The sequence below is a fragment of the Thermotoga sp. SG1 genome (assembly GCF_002865985.1).
Taxonomy (GTDB): domain Bacteria; phylum Thermotogota; class Thermotogae; order Thermotogales; family Thermotogaceae; genus Thermotoga.
The window spans coordinates 274182-292889 of record NZ_LNDD01000004.1; the positions used below are offsets into that span (position 1 = coordinate 274182).

Annotated in this window: 14 protein-coding genes; all 14 read right to left on the bottom strand. The window is 46.6% G+C overall.

Annotated features, from left to right (window positions below; translation table 11 throughout):
* Positions 1 to 54 precede the first annotated feature (54 nt).
* A complete protein-coding gene (locus AS006_RS06780) occupies positions 55 to 1728 on the bottom strand; it encodes an ABC transporter substrate-binding protein (RefSeq protein ID WP_101513589.1) in 1674 nt (557 codons plus the stop codon).
* A gap of 131 nt (positions 1729 to 1859) precedes the next feature.
* Positions 1860 to 2966, bottom strand: coding sequence for an ROK family transcriptional regulator (locus AS006_RS06785; protein ID WP_101513590.1), 1107 nt, complete (start codon positions 2964 to 2966; stop codon positions 1860 to 1862).
* A gap of 13 nt (positions 2967 to 2979) precedes the next feature.
* Positions 2980 to 3960: a glycoside hydrolase family 130 protein gene (locus AS006_RS06790; RefSeq protein WP_101513749.1), complete on the bottom strand. Its 981-nt coding sequence runs from the start codon at positions 3958 to 3960 to the stop codon at positions 2980 to 2982.
* Between the two features lie 15 nt (positions 3961 to 3975).
* On the bottom strand, positions 3976 to 5973 hold the full coding sequence (locus AS006_RS06795; protein WP_101513591.1) for a cellulase family glycosylhydrolase: 1998 nt from the start codon (positions 5971 to 5973) through the stop codon (positions 3976 to 3978).
* Positions 5974 to 6130: 157 nt separating this feature from the next.
* The gene (locus AS006_RS06800) at positions 6131 to 6931 is read right to left on the bottom strand and encodes a MurR/RpiR family transcriptional regulator (RefSeq protein WP_101513592.1); all 801 of its coding nucleotides are present in this window, start codon (positions 6929 to 6931) and stop codon (positions 6131 to 6133) included.
* Positions 6915 to 8057 (bottom strand): glycosyltransferase, encoded by a 1143-nt coding sequence (locus tag AS006_RS06805; protein ID WP_101513593.1) that lies wholly within the window; start codon positions 8055 to 8057, stop codon positions 6915 to 6917. Before AS006_RS06805 ends, AS006_RS06800 begins: the two co-directional genes overlap by 17 nt.
* Positions 8054 to 9331, bottom strand: coding sequence for a mannosylglucosylglycerate synthase (mggS, locus tag AS006_RS06810; protein WP_101513594.1), 1278 nt, complete (start codon positions 9329 to 9331; stop codon positions 8054 to 8056). The genes AS006_RS06805 and mggS overlap by 4 nt, the downstream gene beginning before the upstream one ends.
* Positions 9328 to 11823: an alpha-mannosidase gene (locus AS006_RS06815; protein WP_101513595.1), complete on the bottom strand. Its 2496-nt coding sequence runs from the start codon at positions 11821 to 11823 to the stop codon at positions 9328 to 9330. Before AS006_RS06815 ends, mggS begins: the two co-directional genes overlap by 4 nt.
* On the bottom strand, positions 11820 to 12887 hold the full coding sequence (locus AS006_RS06820; protein ID WP_101513596.1) for an ABC transporter ATP-binding protein: 1068 nt from the start codon (positions 12885 to 12887) through the stop codon (positions 11820 to 11822). Before AS006_RS06820 ends, AS006_RS06815 begins: the two co-directional genes overlap by 4 nt.
* Before the next feature lie 13 nt (positions 12888 to 12900).
* Positions 12901 to 13698: a carbohydrate ABC transporter permease gene (locus AS006_RS06825; RefSeq protein ID WP_101513597.1), complete on the bottom strand. Its 798-nt coding sequence runs from the start codon at positions 13696 to 13698 to the stop codon at positions 12901 to 12903.
* On the bottom strand, positions 13695 to 14540 hold the full coding sequence (locus AS006_RS06830; RefSeq protein ID WP_101513598.1) for a carbohydrate ABC transporter permease: 846 nt from the start codon (positions 14538 to 14540) through the stop codon (positions 13695 to 13697). Before AS006_RS06830 ends, AS006_RS06825 begins: the two co-directional genes overlap by 4 nt.
* 43 nt (positions 14541 to 14583) lie before the next feature.
* Entirely contained in the window at positions 14584 to 15846 is a 1263-nt protein-coding gene (locus tag AS006_RS06835; RefSeq protein WP_199167465.1) for an ABC transporter substrate-binding protein, read from the bottom strand.
* Between the two features lie 128 nt (positions 15847 to 15974).
* Positions 15975 to 16349, bottom strand: a complete 375-nt coding sequence (locus AS006_RS06840; RefSeq protein ID WP_101513599.1) for a hypothetical protein — start codon at positions 16347 to 16349, stop codon at positions 15975 to 15977.
* 405 nt (positions 16350 to 16754) lie between these two features.
* Entirely contained in the window at positions 16755 to 18701 is a 1947-nt protein-coding gene (locus AS006_RS06850; RefSeq protein WP_101513601.1) for an ATP-dependent helicase, read from the bottom strand.
* Positions 18702 to 18708: the final 7 nt, after the last annotated feature.

Consider the following 18708-nt stretch of genomic DNA (forward strand, 5'->3'; position numbering starts at 1 on the left):
GACTCCTACCTCCTTCTTTTTTTAAAGCCCCGCCCCGGAGGGCGGGGCACCGTATTATTTTGCTTCGATACCAAACAGCGTCTTGATTCCTGTGAGTTGCCACCAGCCGTTCCAGCCTATCGGGACAGCGTACGGGTTCTTCTCTGTTGGCCATTTGGTCCAGACGGCTTCAGAAGCCTGGAACCATGCACCGTTGTACCAGAGCGGTATGAATGGGAGATCCTTGAGCAGTATTTCTGACAGTTTGGCTACCACTTCTTTAATTTTAGCATCGTCTCTGCTCCTGTTGAGTTCATCAAGGAGTGTTTCGACCTCGGGATTGGCGTACTTTCCAAAGTTACCAGAGTAGGAGTACTCGGATTCTACTGCATCTGGATAGAACACACCGTTGAAGTAGGACCATATGGTAGCGGAAACTCCCGTTGTGAAGTTGTTGAGAATCAGGTCGAATTTTCCACCGTAGAGATCGTCTGCGTACTTGGAATAATCAGGATACTTGGGTTCCACGTTGATACCAACCTTCACAAGATCTTCAGCGATGGATTGTATGGAAACCATCCAATCGGTCCAGCCGTACGGACATTCGATGGTGAGTTTGAAGGGTTTTCCGTTAGGATCTTCTCTGAATCCATCTCCGTTCACGTCTTTGAATCCGAGTTCATCGAGTATCTTCTTCGCTGTTTCCGGATCGTACCTGAAACCGTACTTTTTGACAACTTCTTCAGGATAGTACTTCATGTAACCAGGAAGCGGCAGTATTCCAGCAGGATTGGCAGCAGTGACCATGTTTTCGTAGGCTCTGGTTACGATCTTTTCTGGATTGATGGCGAACGCCATTGCCCTTCTGAACTCGGGAATACTGAGAGGATATTTGTTCACATTCACAAAGATTCCCGCAGCGTTGGCTGGGAGCATATAAGGAGCATTTTCGTACCAGGTAACGATACCATATGCTTTTTTCAAAACGGGAACACCCGGGAGGAAGAAGTTGCTCCAGTCGAGTTCTCCTTTCATGAGCATTCCAACTGCCACGTTGTTGCTGAGCACCCTCAGTTCAACGATCCTCTCAGGTTTGGGATCGTAGCCGAGCTCTCTGATACCCCACCAGTTCTCGTTTTTCTTGAAAACACACCTGTCGTCAGCCCAGCTTTCGACGTAGTAAGGACCGGATCCAACGGGATTTTCATTGGCACTCTGGAGAACTTCTTCTTCGGTCTTTCCTTCCCAGATGTGTTTTGGAACGATTGGGGTGTTGATGAGAAGTTGTCTCCATTCCTGGTATCTTGGATCGGAGAAGACAAACTTCAACGTGAAGGAATCAACCTTTTCGATCCTGTCGAGCCAGTTCCAGATAGGACTGTAGCTGATACCAGTGTACTTCTTTGCGATCTCGAAAGTGAAGATCACATCATCCACTGTGAGAGGAACTCCATCCTGCCATCTGAGTCCTTTCCTGAGTGTGAGCACGTATTCGTTGTCACTGACCCACTGTCCGCTCTCTGCAAGCCACGGTTCGAACTTGTCGTTCAGAGGATCGTAGAGAAACAGAGGTTCATAGACAAGACCGATGGTTCCCGCCACAGCGTTCCAGGGTGTGAACGGGTTCCAATTGGATGGAGGAGACCAGAGAGCTCCACCCCAGTAAAGCGTTTTGTTTCTTTCAAAAGTTTGACCGAAGACAGAAACCAATGCTAGGACCAGAACGAGAATGACCAAAAACCTTTTCATAGGAACACCCCCTTAAAGAGATGTGAAATGACTTTATCCATGTGTAAAGATACAGTGAAAATGTTTACATCCAAAATCCGATATTCCCCGATTATCTTGATTTATTTCCGAATATTTTCGAAAACGTTTCTTTAACTCGTCGCTACTCTCTCCAGATAATTTTCCAGCGCGTGCACTGCTGCTCCAAAAGCGATCACCGGTTCTTGAACAGTTGAAAAACTGATATCCACTTCGTGTTTGTAGAGAAGATGTTTTTCCACCTTCATCTTCAAGCTTTTCAGGAATTCTTTTCCAAACTCCTTGAAGAATCCTCCTATGACGATCTTTGAGATGCCAAAAAGGTGTATCAGGCTCAAAAGGCCTATACTGAAAAATTCGGCAATGTTGTCCAAATAGTCTTTCACACGACTATCTCCAGATCCTATCGCTTCTGCAAGCGACTCAAATCCCATAGATTGGATGTACTTCAGAACGGTGTCTTCTCCGCACACATCTTCCAGAAAAACGTATTTTTCTCCGTCGAAAACCCTGGTGTATCCGATCTCTCCTGCATAGCCATTCTCGCCCCGATAGAGTTCCCCGTTGATGATGATCCCGGATCCTATTCCTTTTCCGGTCAGGATCCAGACGAAGGAATCGTCCCGCCTTGTGTACCACTTTTCTCCGACTGCCCCCATGTCGGCGTCGTTTTCCACCCAGACTTCAACACCGTATTTATCTTTCAGAAGATCGGCAAGGGGAACCTGAGACAGAGGAAAATTCCTTGGGTTTATGATGACACCCTTTTCGACATCGACCGGGCCCGGCGCTGCCACAGTTAAAGCCGAGAGTTTCCTGTCTAGTTTTTCCAGCATATCTTTTGCACGATCTATCCCTCTGTAGACGATCTTCAGGGTGTTTTCTCTGTCACGCTTTGAAGGAAGAGGGTACGTTTCGTACATGAGAATGCTCATGCTGGCGTTCATGAGACAGATTGCTATCTCATCTCTTGTCACCTCCAGGCCGAGCACATGAGCGCAATCCGGTGCTATTTTCAAAGAGATGGTGGGTCTTCCCACACCCCTGGGAGAGTCCTTTTCCTCAATAACAATACCTTTTTCCAGAAGAATCTTTACGATCTCTCCCACCGTGGTCTTCGTGAGACCGAGTTCTTCTGCAATCTCAACTCGAGATACGGGAGATTTCATTATTCTTTTCAGGATTTTCGATGTGTTGTCTTTTCTTATGGACCTCAGCAAACTGTCATCCTCCTTACATGGAGTTTCTTTTCACAAATTCTACGATCTCGTCTATGTATCCAAACGCGATAGCAACGTGGGTATCTGCCGCACCGTAGTATATCGCAACCCTTCCTGTTTCAGAATCGCAGAGTGCGGCACAGGGGAAAACCACGTTTGGAACGAATCCAGTCGTTTCGTAATCCTCCTCCGGTGTTAAAAGATAGTACTTTGACCTGTAAAGAACTTTACTTGGGTCGTCCAGATCGAGAATAGCGGCTCCAAAACTGTAAACGTATCCGTTGCAGGTGAGAGTTACACCGTGGTAGATGAGGAGCCATCCTTCGCTTGTTTCTATTGGGTATGGACCTGCTCCTATCTTGAGATTTTCCCACCAGTTGTAATTGCTTGTTCCCATCACAAACCTGTGATTTCCCCAGTGAATCATATCCGGGCTTTCACTGAGGAAGATGTCTCCAAATGGAGTATGACCGTTGTCGCTCGGCCTGTTTAACATCACATACTTTCCGTTTATCTTTCTCGGAAAAAGCACTCCGTTCCTGTTGAATGGAACGTAGGCATTTGGAAGACGTACAAAGGTTTTGAAATCCTTTGTCATTCCCACTCCAATCGTGGGACCGTGATCATCTGTGCAGAAGGTTATATAGTAGGTGTCCTCTATCTTCACCACCCTTGGGTCATAAGCATAACTAGGTTGGAAAGGGTTACCATTCAGATCCACCCACTGGATCTCTTCAGGTTCTATTTCCCAGTGAATTCCATCCTTGCTCCTTCCAAAGTGAAGAAAAGGTCTGGTGTTTTTGTGATCGATCCTGAAAACTCCCACGAATTCTCCGTTGTACGGCACAACGGCAGAATTGAACACCCTTGCACCCTTTGGAACGGGATTTCTTCCGATTATGGGGTTTTTACTGTACCTCCACAGAGGCCCTGTGTGATCCTCCGGCCTTTCCTCCCAGGGAATGTTTGGAATCTTTTCACTGAAAACCCTCAACATCATTTAACCTCCTCAAGAAGATTTTTTGTAGAGCCTCACATTATCGATGAAAATCGGCCCATCGTACTCCAGGTGGTCTCCAACTACACCTATGTGAAGTTCGTTCACCCCAGGTGTCTTATCGAACTCGATCCTCACGTGGAACTTCCTGTACTTTTTGCCGTCGAAACTGACAAGTTCCCCGCTGTCAACTGAAGCGTTGTTCATGTCGAGTCCTATCTTCACCCAGCCGGGATTCAGCACCGCGTACGGTCTCAATCTCCCTGTGAGTTCTTTATCCGGTATGTAGATATCGTACTCGAGGATCTCACACTCAGAAAGTTGATCGAATTTTCTAACCACCCTCACCTCTTCCCAGTCACTCTTTCCAGGAAGTATTACATTCATCTGGAAAGCACCGTTTCCCACTTCACCGTTCCACTCGATATCTGGTGTTTTGAACTCTGCCTGCCATGTTCCGCTGTTCCACCAGTTCTTGACTTCCCCAGGACTGGAAAAATCTACTTCTTCTACGAGAACGTACCGTGCTCTGTTCATGACCTTCACTTTAATCGTGTCTTTCACCGTTTCTTTCCTGAAATGGGCCTCAAGGAACATCCCGTGCTCTCCGTCTGGAATCTGTGTCGTATCGAACTCGAATCCATAAACTCCGTATCCGAGATGTTTTATCTCATCTTCAAAGAGCAGATTTTCAACCCCAACGGAAATTCCTTCGAACGTGTTGCTGTAGTCGAAGACACCCACCCTCACCTTCACAGTCTTTTTGATCTCCTGACCATCCTTTGGTGTGATGAACATGCAGGTATCTTCCCTTTTATCTTCACCTGTACTGAACAGTTTTGCGTACTCCCTGATCAACTTCGCTTCTTCACTTTCATCGTTCACTATTCTGAAACCGTCGTAATCGGGGTAGTAGCCCTCTTCGTCTCTGTCCCATCCTTCACCGATACCTGCTAGCATCCAGAACATGGCTCCACTTCCCCCAAGATCGTAAACCAGGTCGTTCCACAGTTTGTAAATGGCAACTCTGTTGACCGGAGCGCTTTTGGGAATACCGTACTCTTCCAGAACGACGGGTTTTCCAATCTCTTTTGCGATCTTTATGTGATCTTCTATCCACTTTGCTCCCCACTGTGCGTAGTTCTCAGGGCTCACACCCCAGTGGGAGGGGTAGAGATGGAACGTTCCAAAATCCACCGTCTCTATCTCCAAAAGTCTCTTCCAGTCAACGCCGGACCATCCGTTGTAGGCCCACTCGGCTTCTTCACCGTAAGGTCTGAAACCTTCGTAGTTGTTGAAGAATCCCTCGTCTCCCACGGCAACCAGGTGGTTTGGATCCAGACTCTTTATGTAAGCACTCATCTCCTTTACCCATTCGACGAGTGTGTTACCAGATTTGTCCGTTTCACACCTGGGTTCGTTCGCCAGTTCCCACGCCATGATGGTGGGCTCTTCCCTGTAAGGAACTCCCGTGTAGGTGTTCACCCGGTTTATGAGGAAGGACACGTATTTTTTGTATTCTTCTTTGATCTTCTCGTTTCTGTAGAAGTCATCGTGATGGGTGCCTCCAAACCATCTCACGTATTGATTCATTCCACCGAAATCGTCCCAGTTGTTCACAAGAACGATGATGAGTTTTATACCCAGTTCCTTTGCCTTCGCTATCGTGTAGTCGAGCCTTTCAAAACCGTCCTGAGCGTTCGTACCCTCTGGCAATCCAAATACTCCCGGTTCTGGGTGCATGTAGGTGTTCTTGTCACGGCAGTAACTCTCACCATCGAGGAATCCCCAGATCCTGAGAACTTTCACCCCCATGGCTTTTGCACTTTCAAGGACGCTGTCTATCATTCGATTGCTCTTGTAGTGCATGTAGTAGTTGTTGCTTCCGACGAATCTGAACTCTTCCCCGTTCAGGATGAATCTGCCGTTTTCCACTCTCACGAACTCATCGTTTGCAAAAAGGATGATGGATAGTACTGGAATCAAAAATGAGAACAAAAGTTTTCTCATATGAATCCCCTCCATTAATTAGTAATCTAGACTTATTTATAGTTCCTTCAGAAGAAAATGTACCATCTTTCCTCCTGCGAAGTCAAGTGTCATTTTTCATGATTTCTGGTTTTTACAGCCAACTATCCGGGATTATTCTGAATCAGATGACGAAATCTCAAAATTTCTTCGGTTTGAACACATCCTCCAGGTTTTCAAAGTGCTTTTTTCTTTCCTGGTAAATCCTCTGGAAGGTCTCTTTGAAGAGAACGTCCACAACGGCGATTTCGCCGATGTTTTCCCTCAGAAACTCGTAGATATCGTACTTCACGGGAGGGCTCTGAAGAACAAGGTGAGCCACCCTTGCCAGTTCAGAATCTTTGTTCGTTGTGATGGCGATCGTTTTCGCACCCATGTCCTTTGCCACCTGGGTGGATTTCACCGTGTCCCTTATGTTCCCAGTGTGGCTGATCGAAATCACCAGATCTTCTTCTGTAAGATTCACCGCCTCTATCACCTGAACGTGAGGGTCGTTGGAAAAGAACGTGTGGAAACCAAGGAGCGAAAACTTTAAACTCGCATACTCTGAGACCACTCCAGAAAGCCCCACTCCGAAAAAGAGCACCCGCCGGGCTGAGAGGATCCACTCCACCGCCTGCTCCACATCTTTCATGTTCAGTGTGTTTTTCAAACGTTTCAGTATCTCTATCTCCTCATCTATGAAATCATGTCTTTCTATCGCCTCTTCTATACCACTCAACTCTCTCGCCAGAGTGATCTTGAAGGCCTGATAGCCGTCGAAATCGAGTTTTTTGATCACCCTGTGAATCGTGGTTTCACTCACACCCACAATCTTTGCAAACTCCGTTATCGAGTAGTGTATGACATCATCCGGTTTTTCCAGGATGTAATCAGCCACCCTCCGCTCAGCGGGGCTGAACTGTGTGTATATGTTCAATATCCTATCCTTTACCTTCAACCTCCCACTCCTCTTTCAACAGGTGTTTCCTTTCCAGAAATACCTCAAGTTGCTCGTAAGCGTACCTTTCTGCTTCTTCGTCCGATAGAGATTTTACCTCTTCTGCGAACCTGGCGGTTCTTGCAAAGTAAAACGGTAGAAGGTTCTCCACCACCGTTTTATCCCTCGTCTTTCTGTATTGAACGGCGCTTCTGTAGAGAAGATCAACCCAGGAGGTAAGACTGAGTGTTCCGTCTTTTCTCACTTCTCCTACGGCACTCTCGTTCACGTATTCTGGAACGACCAGTGTTTCTTTTGCAAGTTTTTTAAGATTGTCCACATCTATGCTCATCGGTGGAATTTCTTCTTCCGGTGTTTCACCGTAAATAGGTACATCTTCAATGTTCCACACACTCATCCATCTGTTCTGATAGATGACCATCAACTCAAAGAGTGTTCCCACTACCTGAAGGAACATTCCCTTGAGGTGTTTTCCAGGATCCTTGACATCGTGGATCTTGGTACCAAGGGCTGCCTGAAGGATCCTTCCAGATTCGTTTATGGCGGTCGTGGTCATCCAGATATCGATACCGAATCTTGCAACGTCCGTTCTCCACGTCTCTTCCGGTTTTTCTAAGTAAATCTCAAGGAGTTTTTTTCCGACGCCGAAGTCTCCCCCGATGGGCTGTCTCACCTTCTTCCCGTAGAGGGCGGACGTCATGGGAAAACAGACGTTGTTTGTGATCGTGCCATCGAATCTGTGTCTCAGATAAAACGGTGCAACGTAGTCTGCTTCTCCTTTCAGTATGGGTCCTGCGAGTCTTTCTACCCACCATGGCTTCACACTTCTCAGGTCGGAGTCGAGAAACACCACCGCCTGTGCTCCCTGTTCAAGGGAGAACTCCATAATGGCCTTCATGGCACTTCCTTTTCCCGGAATCCCCTCGTAGACGAAACTCTCCTTTGGGATGCCGAAGGTGTCCGTTTCCATGAATCTTTCTCTTGTTCTGTCGGACGATCCACCGTCTGAATTCACAATCATTCCGTCTCCATCGAAGAACTCCATTATACCCTTCGCCGCCACTTTTGCAACGTGGGAAATCGTCCCTGCGTTGTTGAAACTAGGTATTCCAACGACAACTTTCATACCAATACCTCCCTGCTCAGTATCTCTTCCAGTCTTTCCAGACTGAAGTGTTTCTTTCCAACTTCGAAGTTGTGTTCCACCGTTTCTCTGTAGAGAGAAGGATCACACAAAAGCCCTGAAAGTTCCTCCACCGCTTTCTGCAGAGCGCTCTCTTCAACCTTCACGAGGTTTTCTCTTCTGAAGTAACGGTCTCCCAGATTGATGTACTTCAACCCTACCGGTTTTATGTCGGACTTGAACACCTCGTATTCGAAAAGAACAACCGGTTTTTTCGCCGCTATCGCTTCAAGGAGTTGATTTCCCCACCCCTCAAGGATGGTGGGATACGTGACAAAATCGGCAACATTGTAGAGTTTCCAGAAAAAGGAGGTGTCTTCTTTCACCCTCTCGCTGAAGATCAAAAGCGGAACATCTTTCAGGAGAGCGTACTCTTTCAACTCTTCAAGGTAAGATACGTCTTCACAGAGACCGGAAAACACGAGGACAATCTCGCCACTGAACACACTGCCGTTGTAGAGAGGAGTTTTTCTCTTAAGGGTTTTTTTCAGGAAAGCCACAACGTCTATTGAAAGTTCGATCGCTTTTCTTCTGTCGATCCTTGTTGCCTGAAGGGCAACGATCGTTCCTGGATCTATACCGAGTTCTTCTCTCATCCTGTGATACATATCTTCGGAGGTGATCGGCCTTTCAAAATCCATAACGTTCGGTACCACAACTGGATCTATGCCCTTTCTTTTCTGAAGTTCCTTCTTTGCGATCGAGTTTATGACCACATGCTTCACATCTGGAAGATCCGGTGGGAAGTGTCTTTCCAGTATCTCTCTCAACCTTTCGCTTCTTGGAATCAGGTGCTTTCGCTCCCACCAGAAATCGTGGTGGTGCGCGATGAATTTCTTTTTCAGTTTCGAAAGGGCAAGGCCAAGTGGTGGAAAGAGCCCCAGGGACCAGATGTTGTTTGGAACGACAAGGTCGTAGTCTTTCAAAATTGCCCCCAGGATACGAAGGAGTTCTTCCTCTTTCTTCTTCATAAAACTCAGAAAATCCTCTTCATCAGAAAAATCCGTCACACCTTTGAAGAAATTTCTGTTTATCTTCTCGAAGTCTGGATTTTCAAACCCGATTTCCTCCACAACCACATCGACTCCTTCTTTTCTGTTTCCTGCCACGATGTGAACCTCATGCCCCATTCTCGTCAGGACCTTCTTCCACTTTTCCATCTCGAGTGAAACACCGTCCATGAGACCTCCACGGTAGTGAAGGAGCGCTATCTTCACGCTTTCTCCTCACTTTCAAAGAGTTCCACCAGATAATCGTAGGTTCTTCTCTTCATTCGAAGTTCGTTCAACTCCCTTGCCAGTTTCTCCTCGCCCTGAAGGTGAAAGAGTGAAAGTTCCATTTCTTTCTTCGTTCTGAGAAGAGAAAAGTACCTGTGTTTTGACTTGACGTCATCTCTTCCAGAAAGTCTGGAGGTCTCTGCGTCGAGTTCAGAAACGGTCTTTTTCAAAAGGTCCACCGCTTCGTCTTCTGGTGAACTCTCAAGATGCAGAACGGGAAACTCTGGAAAGTTCAAAATAGACAGTTCAGAAGGTCGCATCGCACCAGAGAGCGGTTCGATCCGTCTTGTTCCTATCTGAAGAGGTTTTAAATCTTCCACTTCTTCCAGATAGGGGTTGAAGACCCAAAGGGAAGTCCCATTAACACCAACCCACGGGAGTTTTGATTTGAAAAGGACACGCTCGTTTTCTTCACCATCGGATTCGATCTCTAGAAACAGTGGAGGACAGTCAAAGAGGGTGTACCACCTGAAAAATTCCTCGCTTCTTGGATGGCTCTCAAGTTCCATAAAGGAAAGCCTCATCGAAAAATTCCCTTCACACTTTGCTCCAGGAACGTACATCATGGGACCTGCGTCCCCCACTCTACCCTCTACATCCTTTGCTATCCACTCGATCGATCTCACAAGTGTTACGTGCACCCTTTTGTTCTCCATCCAGTACTCTCTCAGACCTTTTGCAAGGAAGGTTTTCGACATTTTTCCATCGTATATGGAGACAAAACCCTGGAATGGAAATTCCCTCACCACACCCGTTTCTCTTGCTGCAAGGAAAGTTCCTTTCAAACTCTCAGGGAGGGATTCTGGTAGTAGATAATCGTCTTTTTCCTCTCTTTTCACCACGTCGAAGGGCATCTTTGCAAAGATCTCTCCTGTTCCTGTCTCGTAACTCATCGAAAGTTTGTAGTTTTTTCCCTTCGTGTTCAGAACCAGATTCCACTTCACAAGTGGTGTTTCATCGAAGACGATTCTTTCTTTCGTTTCAACACGGCACAGATGTGACTGAACGATTCTTTCCATCTCAACAACCATGGAATGTTCTGTTCGGGAGACGATGTCGAGTTTTTTCAGAGTCACGGAGAAATCCGTTTCTTCAACGAAGGTGGAGTAGGTATCACCCTTTTCCTCGAACAGATTCAAAACACCTGATCTTTTCCCGTTCAAGAGAAGAGAGCCGTCTTTTTCAAAGTGGGCCTCGTAGTAGTTGTTTTTCCATGACAGGTCCTTGTTTGTTTCTTTTTTCTGACTGGCGGTTTCGACCCTGAAAAATCCCGCACCGTCTGTTCTTAGCCGAACTGTCCTCTCACCGTCGCAGTACCAGTGGTCATAAGGAAATGAAGAAAGAGAAAAAACATAAAGACCTCTTTTCAGTCTTGCTTTCTCCACAAGTTCTTTCAACTTTTCTTCCACGGATCTTTTTAGAAGAAAGTACATCCTCCTGTATGTTCTCTCCATCTTTTCATGGACAGGATCAACACACACTCCACAGATGTTGTCGTGTGCGAGGGTCTTCAGGTACTCTCTCCACAGGATTTCCTGAGGCTTTTCACCGTTCAGAGCAGAAAGAATATCTTCCAGTTTCAGAAGATCTTCGATGAGGTCGCTTTCCAGTTTCAGATACACCCTGGTGGAAAGCGTTCCGGGAAAGGTGCAGGCGTATCTCCCAGAAAGGAGTTCTTCAGAAAGAACGGGAACGTCCCCGGGAAATCTTTCAGGGAAATCTTCCGGTGAAACGATCTGGATATTCAGATACTCCTGAGGGTCCTCTGGAGAAAGGTCTATATCGTATCCATCGAGAAGCAGCACTTCATCGGATCTTGAGAACCTTTTCAGTTTTTTCTTTTCGTGCTTCAGTCTTTTCTCTGCCATCTCTTTTGTCTCTTTCAGGTTGTACAGGTTTCTGTAGCCTCCCACAAGAAATACGGCCTGAACCGTTGTACCATCGCTTCCTTTCCAGAGGAACTCCTGGGAGATCTCGTCGTTCTCGAAAGAAACACCCCGCCAGAGAAAGACTTTCTCTATCCCGAACAATTTGTGTACCTGTGGGCCCTGAGATATGTGACCGAAGTTGTCAAGAAGCCATCCCACCTTCATGCATTTTCCGAGTTTCTCCGCATCGTACTTTCCCACCTCCAGATTCTTCAGTATGGACGGTTCCTTTGGTATCCTCCAGTCTATCTGCGTGTAATAGGGTCCTACCAGAAGTTTTCCTTCTTTAACCAGTTTTTTGAGGTCTTTCTCCACCTGTGGGTTTTCCGTGAGAAGATCTTCGATCACGGCCGTCTGGCCGTCCATCACGTAGACAAAGTCTGGATTTTTTTCAGAAAGGTCCTTCACCCTGGAAAAAACTTCTCCCAGCCAGCGAGAAGTCACTTCTGAAGTGGTAAACCACTCTCTGTCCCAGTGATTGTGGACGATCACCTTCTCCTTCATGAAAGCCTCTCTCCCGTTTCTGGATGGAAAAGGTGTATCTTCTCAAGATCTATGAAGAATTCGATCTTTTCTCCACTTTTGAAATCAACGTCTCCCGGAATCTTTGCAACGATTTTTTCACTTCCAACGTTCAGATGGAGAATCGTGTCCGACATGAGTTTTTCAGCAAAATACACTTCTCCTTCCAGTTTGACGGTACTTGGTTTTTCTTTCAAATAAACGTTCTCGGGACGTACACCAAGGACAACTCTCGAAATCTTTGGATCAGTTTTCAAAGGGATCGATATGGCATTTCTCTCAAGAAAGATGCTGGTTCCCTGAGATTTCACTTCCATCTCCAGAAAGTTCATCTGTGGTGATCCTACAAATCCTGCAACGAAGATGTTCACAGGATGATGGTATATCTCAGAAGGTGTTCCTACTTGCTGGAGCTTTCCTTGATTCATCACGGCGATTCTGTCTCCCATCGTCATCGCTTCCGTCTGGTCGTGTGTCACGTAGATGGTGGTGACACCTATTCTTTCTTGGAGTTTCTTTAACTCGCTTCTCATTTTCACACGAAGGAGGGCATCGAGGTTTGAAAGGGGCTCATCCATCAGGAGTACTTCAGGTTCATGAACGATCGCGCGGGCAACGGCAACCCTCTGTCTCTGACCACCCGAAAGCTGGGCAGGGTACCTGTCGAGAAGTTCCGATATGTGAAGAAGATCCGCTGCCCAGTTCACCCTCTTTTCGATCTCTTCCTTTGGAACCTTCTTGAGTTTGAGGGGATATCCTATGTTGTCTCTCACCTTCATGTGAGGCCAGACTGCGTAGCTCTGGAAAACCATGGAGATGTTCCTGTCTTTCGGTGCAAGGTTCGTCACCTCACGGTCGTTGAAGAAGATTCTTCCCTCTGTTACCTGCTCAAGTCCTGCTATACACCTCAAGAGGGTGGTTTTTCCACATCCCGAAGGTCCCAGCAAAACGAGGAACTCTCCTTCGTTCACTGTGAGGTCGATACCATCGAGTGCCTTCACGTTCCCGAAATATTTTTTCACTCCTTCTATTCTCACCTGAGCCAATTCCTATCACCTCTCACTTTAAGGTGATACCCCACATGCTCACGAGGTACTTTCTGATGAAGAATATGAACACCATCGCAGGAATCGCCATGATCGTTCCCGCAGCGAACTTGAAGTAGTCGGGTGATGCCATGGCGGTGTTGAGGATGTGTGCGGGAAGCGTTCTGTTCGTCAGTGTCAGAATCGAAGAGGCAAAGACTTCGTTCCAGGACATGATAAAAGCAAATATGGCAGAAGCAGCGAGTCCGGGAAGTGCAAGAGGAAGTGTGATTCTCAAAAAAGCCTGGAACCTGCTCAATCCGAAGACCATCCCCGCCTCTTCGTATTCAACAGAGATCCCGGAGAACACACTGGAGGTGATGAGAACAACAAAGGGCAGTATCATCGAAGCGTGTGCCAGTGCCACACCGAGTGTGGTGTCTGCAAGATTCAGCCTCATGTAAAGAACCACAAGAGGAACTGCGACTACGATGAGGGGAATCGATCTTGTCATGAGCATGGAGAGTCTGATGGCGTTCTTTCCCGGAAAGACATATCTTGTGATGGCGTATCCGGCGGGAAGCCCTAAAAGAAACGAGATTCCTATCGAAACGAGGGCCACCTGAATACTGGTCAGCGTTGCCTTACCACCTCCCAGTGTGACGAAGAGTTTGTAGAGATGATCAAGGGTGAGACTGCTCGGAAGTATTTTGTTTGGATCGTAGTAGTCCGATGAAGGTGTGAGCGATGCAAGGACGATGAAAAATACCGGAGTTAAAAACCACAGAGATACGATCACAGATAGAAAGACGATGAAAAATCTTCTCATCATCGCGCCCCCTCCAGGTGTTTTGCCCTGAGGAACGTTATGTAGAACCAGCTGACGATGATCGTAACGAGGGCGATCACCAGTGCATAAGCGCTGGCCATCTTCGGGTCGTTCATGAAGGTGTACCAGTAGTAGGTTTCACCGGCCAGAACCGGGATGTCCCTTCCTGCAAGAAGCCAAACGACACCGAATATCTGAAACGCAAACAGAGTTCTCAAGAGGAGTGCCGACATGATAGATGGTTTCAAAAGAGGAAGGATGATCTTTGTGAACTTCTTCCATCTGGAAAAGCCGAACAGATCGGCAGCTTCCAGGTATTCCCTGTTTATCGACTGAAGACCGGCAAGGATGATGATGAAGACAAGCGGTGTTGCTCTCCAGATTTCTGTGAGGGCTATCACCCAGAATTCTCTGGCCTTGAACATGTATCCAAAGAAGTAGAGAGGCCTTTCTATCAGGTTCAAACTCATGAGTACCTTGTTCAAATATCCGTTGGGTGAAAATATTGTGTAACTCATGAGAGCCGCTGTAACGTCACTCAGGGCGAGTGGAATCGCTATGAAGTACAGGATCATCGTGTAACCTCTGAATTTCCAGTTCACAAAGAAAGCAAGTCCAAGGGCGAGAATGAGCTGGGCTGGCACGATCACCGCTGTGAGAAGGAGTGTGTTCTTCATGGCGTTCCAGAACTCTCCACTCTCCATGAGACGTCTGAAGTTTCCGAAAAACCCCTCGTTGCTTGTGAAAGCGAGTCTGAACGTTTCAAAGAGAGGATATCCCATTAAAACAGCAAGATAAAGAACAGCAGGGAGTATCAGAAGGAAGGGAATCCATTTTCTTCTCATAACACACCCCCAGAAAAGGGGTGGGAAACCCCACCCCAGGTTCTCAGAAGAGACTTGCGTCCGGTTCCGGAAGTTCCGCTCCAGTTTCTTTAAACATCCACCTGATTCGCTCACCGAGTTCTTTCACTACCTTCGCTGGATCTTCACCCTGAAAGACAATTCTCGTGAACGCCATTCTGTAGGTTTCGGTGAACTCTCCGCTCTTTGGCCCAAGACTCGGTATGAAGGATACAACTGAATCTTTCGTGGCAGACTGGTTTATCACACCTTCCGCCAGGACCTTGAGAGCGCCTTCCGGCACAGCACCGACCGCTTCCTGAACGACGGGGAAGAATCCCACGTTTTTGAGGATTTCAACCTGCATCTCCGAAGAGGTGAGGTAGTCTATCACCTTCGCCGGTTCTTCAAAATCTGCTCCCTTTGGAATTGCGAGTCCCACAAGAACGATGATGTATCCTCTTCCCATCGGTCCCCTAGGAACGGGAACGGCAACAAAAGCATCTGGTTTTTCAACGATGGCAGGTTTCAGCCTTGCCGTGTGGTCCCAGGCGATCCACACTTCTTCCCTCAAGAGGGGATCCGCCATGCCATCCCAGGTGGAACTTGCGGGATGAACGTATTTGAAGAGTTCTTTCAGGTAGTTCCACATTTCAACGGCTCTCACACTGTCGAATTTCAGAGCCTGGGCTCCCGTGAAGGAAGGATAAATGTAACCATGGAGGAATCTGTGCCAGAGACCCTTCGGTCCGATTGGGAAGCCAAGAAGAGGCTGACCCGTTTTCTCGTAGATGTTCTTTGCCCACTCAAGCAGAGCTTCATAGGTCCATTTTTCTGTTCCTTTGATCACATCATCTCTGGACAGTCCGCGAGGCAGATAGTCAAACGCCTTCTTGTTGACGGCCATAACGTACGTTGCCTGAAGCCAGGGGACGAAGATCTTTTCGCCGTTGACGTAAGCGAATTTTTCGAGTGTTTCAATGAAGGTCTTTCCTTCGAATTTGAGGTCCTTGAGATCACTCAAAAGTCCTTCAGATGCCATTATGTAGAGATTTCCCTGAAGATCCGCTACAAGGTTCAACGTGGTCCTTCCTGCCCTGATTTCTGCCTGGAGCCTGCTGAAAAGTTGTGGGTATTCGAAGTTGAGAAATTCCACGTCGATGCCCGACGACTTCGAAAATTCCGCCAGTTTGTTCAGCATGAACTCCCTCTCTGCCGCCGGTGTCATCTGTGTGGAAGCAAAATTCACCTTACCAAAAACGACACCGACAACTGCCAGAATCACCATGAAAAGCAACCACTTTCTCACCATGAACACCCCCTTGAAAAAGTTTTTCGTATATCATAACTACAAAGAAAATTTTCTACATATGGATGATAACAAAAAATTACCCCCTCTGTCAAGTGGTGGTAACATATAATGAGTTTATTGTTTGCCTAGAAGTACATCATTTCATTGAATAAATCCTCTATATTTACCAACAACTCTGGTTTCTTTGCACTAAGGAATTCAATCAATCTTGCTCCACCTTCATAAAACGTCACTCTGCAGAAAGGCTTTTGAATTCCGATATGGTTTTCGACGAGACCCTGTCTTTTTCTGATTTGATTTTCGATATAGCGAGCAAATCCTTCCTTCCACTCCTGCCATACCATATACTCAAAGTCCTTTGCTTCTAAGATATTCCTCAGTTGTGCACGATATCGATGAACATCTGTTAAGTCGCCATATTCTAAAGTCTTTAAGAATCGAGAGTAGACATTGCTGAAAACCCCATCTTCATAGGGAAAAGGATAGGTTAATTCCCACATGTAATCACCTTTTCTCATCGCTTCTTGAGCTAATTTCAGTCTTTGTTTGAGTTTTAACTCGCAAATTTTCCACTGTTGACAGTGGATAAACCCATGAAAAATGACAGTATAGTCTTCGAGAGAATCAAAGACATCTGGTGTAACTACACAGGCAACTCTATTATCGTAAAAATCAAGAGGGAAAGCTGCTCTTAAACTTTCCGGAATTTTTATCTTCGCAGGAAATCTCTGAACAAGGAAAAAACTTTTCTCTTTAGGATCGAATTCGAAAACAAAAAACCTCCATCTGTGGCAATCGCTACTGGAAAGATTTTCTCAAGAAATGGATGAACGTCCTTTATACTTTCCCAAACCTTGATGATTTTTTGCAGATCCTTCTGGTAATCCACTGATTTCATTTCAAGATCACCTTACTTCCCACATATCCACAAGATCAGGAGGAATCCTGTCGATGAAGTTCTCTCCACTCCTCATGATGAATCTGTTTCCGCGATAGGGATAAGAAGTACCCGTGACCTGGTAGGAAATGTAGAGCTGTTCTTTGGCTCTCGTTATGGCCACGTAGAAGATCCTCTCTTCCTCGTCAAGGTTTCCCTCCGAGATCGCAAAGTAATTTGGGAAGTCTCCGGGATTCACGGAGATGACAAAGACCGCTCTCCACTCGAGGCCTTTTGCCTGGTGGACCGTGGTGAGGGTGACCTTCCCCTCCTTCTGAAAGACTTCCCTCTGTATCTCTACGTCCTCTGTTACGGCAAGGTCCGTCAGGAAATTTTCCAGGTCTGTGTAACGGGAGGCTATCTCGACCAGTCTCTCTATGTCCATCTCTCTTTCACGAAAATCAGGATACCGCGCTTCAAGGTATTCGGAGTAGAAGGAAGTGAGAACGTGTTCTATCATCTCTCCCGGAAGTTCCATCTTTCTGAGATGATCAAGAATTTCCATGAATCTATCGTATTCACCGGAAAAGTTCACTTTTTTCAGCTCCTCGAAGGGATCGAGTCCCTCCTCCACGTACACACTCGCAAGGTCTGCGATCCTGGATGCTGTTCTGTCTCCGATACCGTAAAAGAGCTTTGCAGCCCTCAACCAGGCGGATTTGTCTCTGGGATTCTGGACTATCCTCAAGAAGGAGAGAACGTCCTTCACGTGGGCACTCTCGGTGAACCTCGGTCCTGAAAGAACCCTGAAATCTATCCTGCTTCTTGCAAGTTCCATCTGAAGTTCCAGAGAATGTGAGTGTGATCTGTAGAGTACCGCTATTTCTTCAGGTTTGAATCCCTCTTCGAAGAGTTCCAGAATTCGCTGAGACACAAAACGCGCCTCTTCGTACCTGTCCCAAGTCTTGACCACAACGGGTTTCATACCGTCTTTTCTCACAGGCTTCAACTCTTTCGGAACAGCCTTCGAAGGGAGCATACTGTTTATGAACTTCACGATGTTCTCTGTACTTCTGTAATTCGTCTGGATTTTGAAGATCTTCGTGCCCGGAACCTTTATGAAGTCTTCCACGTTTTCGTATCTTGCTCCGCGGAAAGAGTAGATGCTCTGTGCATCATCTCCCACCGCCAGAACGTTTTCGTGTCTGGAAGACAGGTGCTCGATCATCCTGTACTGGACGTAGTTTGTATCCTGAAACTCATCCACCAGGATCCACAGAAACCTTTCTGCTTCCCTGTCTCGTATCTCCCTGTGCTCTTCAAAGAGTCTGTAAACGAAAAAAAGAAGATCCTCGTAATCCACCACGTTTTGAGAGCGTTTTTCCTGTTCGTAGAGGCTGAAAATCTCGGCGATCTCTTCCTTGAAATCCAGAAATTTTGGGTTTTTCACAATGATACTTTCTCTCAGAGATTTGAGCGTGTTTTTCATGTAGGAGTATATGGATAGCAGGACGGAGGGTTGAGGAAAGTTTTTTCTTTCTTCCTTTCCCTTTCTTTCCAGAAATTTGCTTCTTGCATGTCTCATTAGGCTTTCTGCGTCTTCTCTGTCCAGGATGGAATAATTCCTGTCCAGTCCAACGTACGGTGCGTACTTTCTCAAAAAGTGATTGCACACGTGATGAAACGTTCCGGCGAGCATTTCTGAAAGTTCTCTTCCCGTCACCATTTTTGCTCTCTCCACCATCTCTCTTGCGGCGGCTCTTGTGAACGTAACAAGAAGGATTCTGGAGGGATCCACACCATTTGCAAGAAGATAGGCTATCTTGTAGGTGATGACACGGGTTTTCCCAGATCCCGGTCCTGCTATTACAATACTTCTTCCTTCCGATTCAACAACCGCTTTTCTCTGCTCCTCATCGAGATCTTCCAGGAACGAAAGGTCCGTCTTCTTCGGTTTTATCCTGTACTCTTTCATCACTTCA